General features: G+C 75.3%; 9 protein-coding genes and 1 pseudogene. 6 read left to right on the top strand and 4 right to left on the bottom strand.

Going from position 1 to position 11606, the window contains the following annotated elements:
• Window positions 1-23 precede the first annotated feature (23 nt).
• The 3 genes and pseudogenes from ACZ6AQ_RS19410 to ACZ6AQ_RS19400 all read left to right on the top strand — a co-directional run.
• Window positions 24-695 (top strand): annotated as a pseudogene (locus ACZ6AQ_RS19410) (gamma-glutamyl-gamma-aminobutyrate hydrolase family protein); the annotation flags it as partial.
• Window positions 696-855: 160 nt separating this feature from the next.
• Window positions 856-1506: a TetR/AcrR family transcriptional regulator gene (locus ACZ6AQ_RS19405; protein ID WP_468760860.1), complete on the top strand. Its 651-nt coding sequence runs from the start codon at window positions 856-858 to the stop codon at window positions 1504-1506.
• A gap of 113 nt (window positions 1507-1619) precedes the next feature.
• Window positions 1620-3248 carry an amidohydrolase gene (locus ACZ6AQ_RS19400; RefSeq protein ID WP_468760859.1) on the top strand — a complete coding sequence of 543 codons (1629 nt, stop codon included), beginning with the start codon at window positions 1620-1622 and terminating at the stop codon, window positions 3246-3248.
• A gap of 27 nt (window positions 3249-3275) precedes the next feature.
• On the opposite strand, the gene ACZ6AQ_RS19395 is transcribed toward ACZ6AQ_RS19400, so the two are convergent.
• On the bottom strand, window positions 3276-4253 hold the full coding sequence (locus ACZ6AQ_RS19395) for a LysR family transcriptional regulator (RefSeq protein ID WP_468760858.1): 978 nt from the start codon (window positions 4251-4253) through the stop codon (window positions 3276-3278).
• A 190-nt stretch (window positions 4254-4443) separates the two neighbouring features.
• Here ACZ6AQ_RS19395 and ACZ6AQ_RS19390 point away from each other — a divergent pair, with 190 nt between their 5' ends.
• A complete protein-coding gene (locus ACZ6AQ_RS19390; protein ID WP_468760857.1) occupies window positions 4444-5625 on the top strand; it encodes a TDT family transporter in 1182 nt (393 codons plus the stop codon).
• A 58-nt stretch (window positions 5626-5683) separates the two neighbouring features.
• On the opposite strand, the gene ACZ6AQ_RS19385 is transcribed toward ACZ6AQ_RS19390, so the two are convergent.
• The 3 genes from ACZ6AQ_RS19385 to ACZ6AQ_RS19375 all read right to left on the bottom strand — a co-directional run bounded on the left by ACZ6AQ_RS19385 (window position 5684) and on the right by ACZ6AQ_RS19375 (window position 9329).
• Window positions 5684-6235, bottom strand: a complete 552-nt coding sequence (locus tag ACZ6AQ_RS19385) for a helix-turn-helix domain-containing protein (protein ID WP_388693674.1) — start codon at window positions 6233-6235, stop codon at window positions 5684-5686.
• A gap of 195 nt (window positions 6236-6430) precedes the next feature.
• The gene (locus ACZ6AQ_RS19380; RefSeq protein WP_468760856.1) at window positions 6431-8221 is read right to left on the bottom strand and encodes an ABC transporter permease/substrate binding protein; all 1791 of its coding nucleotides are present in this window, start codon (window positions 8219-8221) and stop codon (window positions 6431-6433) included.
• Window positions 8214-9329: a quaternary amine ABC transporter ATP-binding protein gene (locus ACZ6AQ_RS19375; RefSeq protein ID WP_468760855.1), complete on the bottom strand. Its 1116-nt coding sequence runs from the start codon at window positions 9327-9329 to the stop codon at window positions 8214-8216. Before ACZ6AQ_RS19375 ends, ACZ6AQ_RS19380 begins: the two co-directional genes overlap by 8 nt.
• Before the next feature lie 395 nt (window positions 9330-9724).
• On the opposite strand from ACZ6AQ_RS19375, the gene ACZ6AQ_RS19370 reads away from it, so the two are divergent.
• Complete coding sequence (locus ACZ6AQ_RS19370; protein WP_468761010.1) at window positions 9725-10678, top strand: 5'-3' exonuclease; 954 nt, start codon at window positions 9725-9727, stop codon at window positions 10676-10678.
• A gap of 35 nt (window positions 10679-10713) precedes the next feature.
• Window positions 10714-11550 (top strand): siderophore-interacting protein, encoded by an 837-nt coding sequence (locus tag ACZ6AQ_RS19365; protein ID WP_468760854.1) that lies wholly within the window; start codon window positions 10714-10716, stop codon window positions 11548-11550.
• Window positions 11551-11606 lie beyond the last annotated feature (56 nt).

The raw sequence follows: 11606 nt of genomic DNA, 5'->3' as shown, positions 1-11606 counted from the left end.
CCGACCTTCCCGGAGGAGTTTCCGTGTCCGCACCGCTCATCGGCGTGACCACCTATCTGGACCGGGCCCGCTGGGGGGTGTGGGACATGGAGGCCGCCCTGCTCCCCGCCCCGTACTCCCGGCTGGTCCGGGAGAGCGGGGGGCTTGCGGTGATGCTGCCGCCGGACGGGCCGGCCGCCGCCGCGGCGGTCGTGGCCCGGATCGACGGCCTGGTCGTCGCGGGCGGCGCGGACGTCGATCCCGCGCGGTACGGGGCGGGGCGCGACCCCCGTACCGGACCGCCGGCCGGGGAGCGGGACTCCTGGGAGCTGGCCCTGATCGACGCCGCCCTCGCCTCCGGCACCCCGCTCCTCGGCATCTGCCGGGGGATGCAGCTCCTGAACGTGGCGCTCGGCGGGACGCTGGTCCAGCACCTGGACGGTCACGTGGAGGCGGTCGGGGTGGTCGGCCGGCACGCGGTCACACCGGTGCCGGGTTCGCTCTGCGCCTCCCTGGTGCCCGAACCGGCCGAGGTGCCGACCTACCACCACCAGGCCGTGGACCGGCTGGGCGCTGGGCTCGCGGCCTCGGCCCACGCGGAGGACGGCACGGTGGAGGCGGTGGAGCTGGCCGCCCCGGCCTGGGCCCTCGGCGTGCAGTGGCACCCGGAGATGGGCGAGGACCCGCGGGTGATGCGGGGGCTCGTCGAGGCGGCGGAACGCGCCCGAGGGGGCCGGGCGGCCGCGCGGGCGGTGCGGGTCCCGGAGTGGAGGGAGACGGAGAGGCCCCTGCGGGGCGCGGGAAGGGGCGGGTCCGCCGAGAGCCCGTCATCCTCCCCTGTTGCTTATTGATCGAGCACTCAATAACATCCCGGTCATGTCGTCGAACGTCCAGCGCAAGCGCGTCCGGAAAACTCCGGAGGCCCGGAGGGCGGAGATCGTGGAGACCGCGGCCCGGGTCGCCCTGACCGAGGGGCTCGAGTGCGTCACCCTGCGGCGGATCGCCGACGAGCTGGCCGTGCGACCGGGCCTGATCAGCCACTACTTCCCCTCCGCGGAGGAGCTGGTGGCCGAGGCGTTCGGCGTGGCCTCCGCCGGTGAGCTGGACGCGCTGCTGCCCGCCGAGCGGCCGCACGGGACCCCCACGCAGTACCTCGCGCGCTACTTCGCCCTCTCCGCCGGAGAGGCGTACGACGACATCAGCCGCCTGTGGATCAACGCCCGGCACCTCAGCCGCTACCGGCCCCTTCTGCGCGACCGGGTCGCCGAGCAGGAACTCGCCTCCGACGACCGCCTCGAAGGACTCGTCCGCGAGGGCGTCGAGCGGGGCGAGTTCCGGACGGACGACCCGCGCACGACGGCCATCCGGATCCTGGTGGTCCTCGACGGCCTCGGCGCCCACGCCAACACCGACCGCGGCAACCGCCCGGATACCGTGTCCCGCATGGCCGTCACCACGGCGGAACGCGAACTCGGCCTGCCCCACGGCGCGCTGACCGACGCCCCGCCGCTCACCGAACCCTCCTGACCCGCGCCGCCGCCCTCCGGGGCCGGCCCGCGCCGTCCCGCCCGCCGGGCCCCCGGCCGGTACCTTCCACCCTCCCGCCCGCCCCCTCCCGCACCCCTTTCCTGGAGTCACCCGTGCGCACCCGTCTCGTCCTGCTCTCCGCCCGCCTCCTCGACCCCGGCACGGGGACGTTCCTGCCGGAGACCGCGCTCGCCGTCTCCGACGAGGGCCGGATCGCGGCCCTGGGCGACGACCGCGAGATCCGCGCCCTCGCCGGGCCGGCCACCACCGTCGTGGACCTCGGGGGGGCCGTCGTCACCCCCGGCCTCGTCGACGGCCACGTGCACCCGGTCACCGGCGCCGAGCTGACCCACGGCCTCGACCTGTCGTACTGCTCCGACCTCGACGACGTGCGCGAGGCCCTCGCCCGCGAGGTGCGGACCCTGGAGCGCGGGGCGTGGCTGTTCGGCTGGGGCCTCGACCCGAACGTCTTCGGCGGCCACCCCGTGGGCATCGCGCCCTTCGACTCCGTCCTCGACGGGGTGCCCGCCTTCCTGCTGCTCTTCGACGCCCACTCCGCCCTGGCCAGCCGCCGGGCCCTCGAACTCGCCGGGGTCGACGGCCCGCGCACCTTCGACCAGGCGTCCGCCGAGGTCGTCTGCGACGCCGACGGACGCCCGACCGGCCTCCTCCAGGAGGACGCCGCCTGCGAGCTGGTCGAGCGGGTCGCCCCCCGGCCGACGCGCGAGGAGAGCCGGCGGCGCCTCGCGGACGCGCTGCGCGCCATGGCCGCCACGGGTCTGACCGGCGGCCACGCCATGGACGCCAACGGCGACAGCCTCGCCCTGTACGAGGAGCTGGACGCGGCCGGCGAACTGGCGCTGCGCCTCCGGGTGGCGCCCTGGTGCCAGCCCGGCACGGACGCCGACGGCGTACGCGAGCTGATCGAGCGGCAGGGCACCGGCGGGGCGCTGTGGCGGGTGGCCGGCGTGAAGCTCTTCATGGACGGGACCATCGACAACGGCACCGCCTGGCTGGAGCGTCCCGACTGCCACGGCGAGTCCACGCACGCCTTCTGGCCGGACCCCGAGGCGTACACCCGGATCGTCGGGGATCTGCACCGGGCGGGCGTGGCCACCGCGACCCACGCCATCGGCGACGCGGCCGTCCGGCACGTCCTGGACGCCGTCGAGAAAGCGCGCGCCACGGGCGGCGCCGAGGTACGGCACCGGGTCGAGCACATCGAGACCGTCCCGGACGACACGCTGGGCCGCTTCGCGGAGCTGGGCGTCGTCGCCTCCATGCAGCCCACCCACTGCTGCGACTTCACCCGCGCCGACCACACCGACAACTGGTCGCGCCGCCTCGGCGAGGAGCGTGCCTCCCGCGCCTGGCGCTGCCGGGACCTGGTGGACTCCGGGGCGACCGTGGTCCTCGGTTCGGACTGGCCGATCGCGCCGTTCCCGCCGCTCGGCGTGATGGCGGGGGCCCGGCACCGGCGCCCGAGCCGCGACCTCACCCGGGCCCCGCACGGCCCGGAGCAGGCGCTGACGCCGCTGGAGGCGCTGCGGGGCCTGACGACGGCCCCGGCGTACGCGGCGGGCGAGGAGCGCGAGGCGGGCCGGATCGCCCTCGGGCACCGTGCCGACCTCGCCGTCTTCGCGGAGGACCCGCTCACCACGTCCGCGACCGACCTGCCGGACCTGCCGGTCCTGCTGACGGTCCTGGACGGCCGGATCACCCACCGCGCGGCCCACGTCTGAGCCGTAGGCCGCCGGACCCCGCCCGCGTCAGCCCGCGGGGCGGGCGCGGGTCAGGGAGAGCAGGTCGCGGGCCGGACCCGCGGGACGGTGGCCCGCGGGCCAGACCGCGCGGAGGTCCCGGCGCAGCAGCACCCCCTCGACGGGGACGGCGACCAGACGGCGGGAGGCCAGCTCCTCGGTGATCGCGAGTTCGCTGAGGACGGCCGGTCCGGCGCCGCTGACGACGGCGGCCTTCACGGCGGTCGTCGAGGCGAGTTCGAGGAGGGGCCGCGCGAGGCCGCCGTGGGCGGAGAGCGCCGCGTCCAGGACCTGGCGGGTGCCGGAGCCCCGCTCCCGCAGGATCAGCGGGGTCGCGGCCAGCTCCGCCGGGTCCAGCGGGGCGCGCCGGCGGGTCCACGGGTGCGAGGGGGCGACGACGACCGCCAGCCGGTCGTGCGCGACGACCACCCCGTCCAGGCCGTCCGGCACGGCCAGGCCCTCCACGAAGCCCACGTCCGCCTCGCCCGTGGAGAGGCGTTCCGCGACGGCCGCCGAGTTGCCCGCCTGGAGCGACACGGCGGTGTCCGGGCGTGCGGCGCGCAGGGCGATCAGCCAGCCCGGCAGCAGGTACTCGGCGATCGTCATGGACGCGGCCACCCGCAGCCGCGAGTCGCGCCGCCCGCGCAGGGCCTGCGCTCCCGCGTCGAACGCCTCCGCCGCCTCGACGATCCGCCGCGCCCAGTCCGTGACGAGCGCGCCCGCGTCGGTGAGCCGGGAGCCGCGCGGGGAGCGGTCGACCAGCGCCACCCCGAGCTGCCGTTCCATGGAGCGGACGCGGCTGCTCGCGGCGGGCTGGGTGATCCCGACCTCCCGGGCGGCGGCGCCGAGGCTCCCGTGCCGGGCCACGGCGAGCAGCAGTTCGAGCGCGCCCAGGTCGGGGACGCGGTGGGAGAGGGCGGGCCGGACCCCGTCGCCACGGCCGGCACCGCCGGTCACGACATCACCGGCCGCGGCACCGCCGGTCACGGGACCACCGGCCGCGGCACCGCCGTCCCACGCCGCCCCGACGGCGGCACCGGCCCCGGGGATTCCGCCTTCCCGCGTTTCGCCGTCACGGTTCCCACCACCCTGCGTCTCCCTGCTCATCAGCCCAGCTTATGACCTCATAGCCGCATGATCCCTGGTCAGGACGGAGGAAGGGGACGACGGTGGAGCCATGGCAAGCGTCGCACCACCCCTCCCGGGCCCCGGCCCGCTCCCCCGCGCCACCATCCCTGGCGCGCGGCCGTCCCCCCGGGCCCGTTCCGTCCGCCACCTCGGGCCGAACTGGTACGCCTCCGTGATGGGCACGGCGATCGTCGCCACGGCGGGCGCCGCCCTGCCGGTCGGCGTCCCCGGGCTCCGTACCGTCTGCGCGGCCGTCTGGGCCCTGTCGCTCGCGATGCTGCTCGTCCTGCTCCCGGCCCGCGCGCTGCACTGGCTCCGCCACCGCGACCGGGCCCGCGCCCACCTCCTGGACCCGGCGGTGGCGCCGTTCCACGGCTGCCTCCCGATGGCGCTGCTCGCGGTCGGCGGCGGGGCGATGGTGGTGGGCCGGGACTGGACGGGGCTCCCGGCCGCCGTCGCGCTCGACGCCGTGCTGTTCACCGCCGGCACGGCGGCCGGCCTGGTGGTGGCCGTGGCCGTCCCGTACCTCATGGTGGTGCACCACCGGATCGAGGGCGCGTCCCCGGTGTGGCTGCTGCCGGTCGTCGCCCCCATGGTGTCCGCCGCGCTCGGCCCGCTGCTCGTGCCCCACCTGCCCGCCGGCCAGCCGCGGCAGACGCTCCTGCTCGCCTGCCACGCGCTGTTCGGCGTCAGCCTGCTCGCCACCCTGGTCGTCCTGCCCCTGGTCTTCGGACGGCTCGTCACCGGCGGTCCCCCGCCCCTGGCGCTCACGCCCACGCTCTTCCTGGTCCTGGGCCCGCTCGGCCAGTCCACGACCGCCGCGGCCAAGTTCGCCGACGCGGCCCCGGGCGTGCTGCCCGGCCCGTACGCGCGCGGCTTCGCCGCCTTCGCCGTGCTCTACGGGGTGCCCGTCATGGGCTTCGCCCTGCTGTGGCTGGCGCTCGCCGGGGCGATGGTGCTGCGGGCGCGGCGCCGGGGCATGGGCTTCACGATGGCGTTCTGGGCGTTCACCTTCCCGGTCGGGACCTGTGTGACCGGCGCCGAGGGGCTGGCCGCCCACACCGGCCTCTCCGTCTTCCGGTGGCTCGCGGTCGGCCTGTACGCGCTCCTCGTGGCGGCCTGGCTGGGCGCGGGGTGGCACACCCTGCGCGGGCTCGTCGGCGGAACGCTGCTGGTGGAACCGGGGGCGACGCCTTCCGGGGCCCGGCCGGCGGCGGTCCGTACCGGGTGACCGGGCGGTCCTCCACGAGGGGGCGGCGGTCCCGGGGAGGGTCCGGAGGCCCCGCCCCTCACTCCTCCTCGGCCTCCACGTGTTCCGCGACGGCCACGACCAGGAGCCGGGTGCCGGGCTCGGTGGCGCGCCAGCGGTGCCGCACCCCGCCGGAGAGGTAGAGGCTGTCCCCCCGGTAGAGGCGGTGGGCGCGGCCCTCGGCCTCGACCTCGGCGGCGCCGTCCGCGACGTAGAGCAGTTCGTCGTTGCGGTGCTGGAACTCGCGCCCCGCGTCCTGTTCGCCGGTGAACTCCAGGGCGTGCAGCTGGTGACGGCCCCGGACGAGCGACCGGACGCCCGCGGGCAGGTCCGGGGAGCGCTCGCCGGACCGGACGACGTCGACGGCGCGGGACGCCTCGGCCGCGGCGAGGAGGTCCCCGGCCGTGGTCTCCAGGGCCTCGGCGACGAGTTCGAGGGAGCGGCGGCTGGGGCGGGCCCGGTCGTTCTCGACCTGGCTGAGGAAGGGCACGGAGAGCCCGCTGCGGGAGGCCACGACGGCCAGGGTGAGCTGGAGCGCCCGGCGGCGCCTCTTGACGGCCGCGCCCACGCGGGGCGATTCCTTCTCGTCCATGTCGGCTCCCTCCCTCGCGCCTCGTGCCCGTCGCGATCCTCGTACCGGTCGGTTACCTGAACCTTACGCAGCTTTCGCGCGGGGTTTCGCGTCGTACCGAAAAAGGGGAGGCCGCCGGACACGCTCGGCGACCTCCCCTTTTCGGACGGGAGCCGTTCCGGCCCCGCCGGGCGGACGGCTCTTCCGGCCCCCGCCCTACCGCGGGGTGAGCTTCTCCGCGAGGCCGGGGTTCCGGTCGAGCCAGACGCGGACGGCCTGCTGCTCCTTGCCCTTGCCGGTCTCCTGAATGACGGCCTCGAGGTCCGTGAGCTGCTTCTCGGACAGCTCGAAGCCCTTCAGCCAGCCGCCGACCTCGGGGTTCTCCCCGGTGAAACCCTTACGGGCGAGGGTGTGGACGCCGTCACCCTTGCCCCAGGCCCCCTTGGGGTCCTTCAGCTTCTTCAGGTCGTGGGCGGAGTAGGCCCAGTGCGGCGACCAGAGCGTCACGGCGACGGGCTCCTTGCGCTCGTACGCGCGCTTGAGCTCGGCGAGCATGCCGGGGGTGGAGCCGTCGACGACCCGGTACTCGCCCTCCAGGCCGTACTCCTTCAGGACCTTGTCCTTGAGGATGCCCATCATCCCGGCGCTGGGCTCGATGCCGACGATGCGGCCCTTGAACTGCCCGGCCCTGCCCTTGAGGTCGGCGAGGGAGTCGACGCCCTTCACGTACGAGGGGACGGAGAGTTCCAGGGAGGTGGGGCCGTACCAGGAGCCGAGGTCCTCCAGCTCGTTCCTGTACTTCTCCCAGTACTGGGCGTGGGTGACGGGGAGCCAGGCGTCGGTCTGGAAGTCGAGCTGCCCTCCGGCCAGGCCGGTGTAGAGGGCGCCGGCCTCCAGCTGCTTGGTCTCGACCTCGTAGCCGCGCCGTTCCAGGAGTTCCTTCCACAGGTAGGTGGAGGCGATGCCCTCGTCCCAGGGGATGTAGCCGATGCTGACCTTCTTGCCGTTGCTCCCGGCGGAGGAGGTGCCGGACCCGCCGAGGAGGCCGGTGCCTCCGGCGACGAGGGCGAGGACGACCACGCCGACGAGGGCGGTGACGGGCTGCGGCCGGTGGGCCCAGAGCTTGGCTCCGGTCCGCCCGGCGCTCGCGGCGCGCGCCTTGGCGGCGGCACGGCGGCCCAGTGGGGAGACCTGGCGGCCGAGCGCGCCGGTCATCCGGTCGAGGTACATGGCGAGGACGACGATGGAGACGCCGGCCTCGAAGCCGAGGCCGATGTCGACGTTGCCGATGGCGCGGTAGACGGCGCCGCCGAGCCCGCCGCCGCCGACCATGCCGGCGATGACGACCATGGAGAGTCCGAGCATGATGACCTGGTTGACGCCGGCCATGATCGTCGGGAGGGCGAGCGGGAACTGCACGCGCAGCAGGGTGTCGCGCGGGGTGGTACCGAACGCCTCGGCGGCCTCGACGAGTTCGCCGTCGACCTGGCGGATGCCGAGTTCGGTCATCCGGACGCCCGGGGGCAGCGCGAAGACGATGGTGGCGATGATGCCGGGGACCACGCCGACGCCGAAGAAGATGATGCCGGGGATCAGGTAGACCATGGCCGGCATGGTCTGCATGAAGTCCAGGACCGGCCGCATGACGGCGCCGGCGCTCTTCGAACGGGCCGCCCAGATGCCGAGCGGCACGGCGATCACCAGGGTGACCAGGGTGGCGACGAGGACGAGGGAGAGCGTCGCCATGGCCTCGTCCCACAGCTCGACGGAGTCGACCAGCGCGAAGCCCGCGAAGGCGAGGACGCCGGCGGCGAAACCGCGCAGCCACCAGGCGACCACGGCGAGGATGCCCGCGAACAGCAGCGGCTGGGGTGCGGACAGGACGGCGTCGATGCCGTCGTAGAGACCGGTGACACCGGCACTGACGGCGTCGAAGAGCCAGGAGAGCCGGGCCTGGAGCCAGTCGACGGAGGTGTCGACCCACCGGCCGAGGGGAAGCCTAGGCACCGGCGGTCACCCCTTGGGCGTTCCGGGGCTTCCGCGCGTTCGGGATGCCCTTCCCGCCGGTTCCGTCCGCCGCGCCGGCGTCCGCGCCGAGTCCGCCCATGACGCCGAGCAGGCGCTCCGGGGGTACGACTCCGAGGACCCTGCCGTCGGCGTCCTCCACGGTCACGGGGTGCGGGGCGAGGGCGGCGACGGCGCACAGGTCGGCCACGAGCGTGTCGGGTCCCACGGTCCGGCAGGCGCAGCCGTCGGGGCAGTCGGCCGCAGTGCCCCGCGTCATGACGGAGGAGGCGGTGAGCACCCGGGAGCGGTCGACGTCCTGGATGAAGGAGGCGACGTAGTCGTCGGCCGGCCGGACCAGGATGTCCTCGGCGGTACCGAGCTGGACGATCCCGCCGTCGCGCATGACCGCGATCCGGTCGCCGAGGCGCATGGCCTCGTTGAGGTCGTGGGTGATGAAGACGATGGTCTTCTTCAGCCGCTGCTGGAGGACGAGGAGCTGGTCCTGCATGTCGCGGCGGATCAGCGGGTCGAGGGCGCTGAAGGACTCGTCCATGAGGAGCAGGTCGGCGTCGGTGGCGAGCGCGCGGGCGAGGCCGACGCGCTGCTGCATGCCGCCGGAGAGTTCGTCGGGCCAGGACTTCTCCCAGCCGGCGAGGCCGCACAGTTCGAGGGCCTCGGTGGCGCGGGTCTCGCGCTCGGCGCGGGCCACGCCCTGCACCTCCAGGCCGTAGGCGGCGTTCTCCAGGACGTTGCGGTGCGGGAAGAGCGCGAAGTGCTGGAAGACCATGCTGATCCGGCGGGAGCGGACGGCGCGCAGTTCGCGGGGGGAGAGCGCGGTGAGGTCGTCGCCGTCGAAGAGGACCCGGCCCGCGGTGGGTTCGAGCAGGCCGTTGAGCATGCGCAGGAGGGTCGACTTCCCGGAGCCGGACAGGCCCATCACGACGAAGATCTGGCCGGGTTCGACGACGAATCCGGCGTCGATGACGGCCGCCGTCGTCCCTTCGGCGCGCAGCTCCTCTCGGTCGGCGCCGCTGGCGAGCCTCCGGACGGCTTCGTCGGGTCGTCTGCCGAACACCTTGTACAGGTGGTCGGCCTGGAGCCTGGACACATACACCTCACGGGTAGGGATGAAGAACGGTCCCGCCACCCCCGCGAGGCCGGACCGTGGAGCGGGCGGGATCGGCCCGCGTCCCGTCACGCACGGTGTTCCTTTGGTTGAAATCCGTACCGGGTCCGCTCCGGGCACGCCCATGCCCGGGACCCGGCGACGCAAACGCGAAGGTGACCCAGGTCACGGGCGGTGTCCGGGGTCCCGGCCGGGCCGTCCCCGCCCGCCGGGGCCCGGCGGGGCCGCCCGGGGACCGCGCCGGGCCCCGCCGGGCCCCGCCTCCGGGCGGCCCCGGGCCGGGCGCCGAAGCCGCCCGACCGGTCCGGACCGGAGCCCGGCGCGGCCCCTCCGCCGCCCGGCCGCGCCCTAGACTCGGCCGGGTGACGCGACGTTTGATGCTCCTCGACACCGCCAGCCTCTACTTCCGCGCGTACTTCGGCGTGCCGGACTCCGTCCGGGCCCCCGACGGCACTCCGGTGAACGCCGTGCGCGGACTCCTCGACTTCATCGGCCGGCTCGTCCGGGACCACCGTCCGGACGACCTGGTGGCCTGCTGGGACGAGGACTGGCGACCGCGGTGGCGGGTGGACCTGATCCCGTCGTACAAGGCGCACCGGGTGGCCGCGGAGACGGAGACGGGACCGGACCGGGAGGAGGTCCCGGACACGCTGTCCCCGCAGGTGCCGGTGATCGAGGAGGTCCTCGCGGCCCTCGGCGTCGCACGGGTCGGGGCGGCCGGTTACGAGGCGGACGACGTGATCGGGACGCTGGCGGTGCGGGCCCGGGGCCCGGTGGACGTCGTCACGGGCGACCGGGACCTGTTCCAGCTGGTGGACGACGCGCGGCAGGTGCGGGTGCTGTACCCGCGCAAGGGCGTGGGCGACTGCGACCTGGTGGACGGGGAGCTGATCCGCGCGAAGTACGGGGTGCGCCCCGACCGGTACGCGGACTTCGCGGCACTGCGCGGGGACGCCAGCGACGGCCTGCCCGGCGTGAAGGGCATCGGGGAGAAGACGGCGGCCCAGCTCGTCACGGAGTACGGGGACCTGGCGGGGGTGCGGGCGGCGGCGGAGGACCCGGCGTCGGGGCTGACGCCCGCCAAGCGGCGCGGAATCCTGGAGGCGGCGGCGTACCTGGACGTGGCGCCGAAGGTGGTGCGGGTCGCCACCGACGTGCCCCTGCCGGAGTTCGACCCGGCTCTGCCTCCGGCGCCGCGCGACCCGGCGGCCCTGGACGCGCTGGTGAAGCGGTGGGGCCTGGCCGGGGCCGTCGGGCGGCTGCTGCCGGTCCTGGAGGAACGGGCCGGACGGTCCGCGCCCGGCCGTCCGCACGGCGAAGTGCTAGCTTAGGCATACCTAAGTACGCAGAGTCAGGAGAGTCCGTCGTGGCAGAGCAGCCGGCCCGCAAGGCACCGAGGGCCACCGAAGCGCGCGTGGTGCACACGGAACGGATCACCCCGCACATGGTGCGGATCGTCCTCGGCGGCCCGGGGCTCGACGGGTTCGACGCCCGCGAGTACACCGACCACTACGTGAAGCTGCTCTTCGCCCCGGAGGGGGTCGCCTACCCGGAGCCGTTCGACATCGAGCGGATCCGGAAGGAGTACCCCCGGGAGCAGTGGCCGACGACGCGGACGTACACGGTACGGGCCTGGGACCCGGACCGGCGCGAGCTGACCGTCGACTTCGTGGTCCACGGCGACGAGGGCCTGGCCGGCCCCTGGGCGGCGCGCGCCCGGGTGGGCGAGACGGTGCGGTTCCTGGGCCCCGGCGGCGGCTACGCGCCGGACGCCGCGGCCGACTGGCACCTGTTCGTGGGGGACGAGAGCGCGCTGCCGGCCGTCGCGGCGTCCCTCGAACGGCTCCCCTCCGGGGCGCGGGCGCACGTCTTCCTGGAGGTCGCGGACGCGGCGGAGGAGCAGAAGCTGACGGCCGGGCCCGGCGTCGGGGTCACCTGGCTGCACCGGGGCGACCGCCCGGTGGGCGAGGCGCTGGTCGACGCGGTCCGGGCCCTGGACTTCCCGGCGGGCGACGTGCACGCCTTCGTCCACGGAGAGGCGGGCTTCGTGAAGGAGCTCCGCCGCCACCTGCGGCTCGACCGGGGCGTGGCGCGCGAGCGCCTGTCGATCTCGGGCTACTGGCGGCTGGGCAAGACGGACGAGGCGTGGCGCGCGATCAAGCGCGAGTGGAACGACCAGGTGGAGCGCGAGCAGGAGAGCTGAGCGGTTCCCCGGGCGGGGGCCGCCGGGTCACGACGACCCGGCGGCCCCCGCCGCGC

The sequence above is a fragment of the Streptomyces sp. NPDC041191 genome (assembly GCF_055591945.1).
The sequence above is the reverse complement of the archived record's forward strand: the minus strand, read 5'-3'. Positions and strand labels throughout refer to the sequence as shown.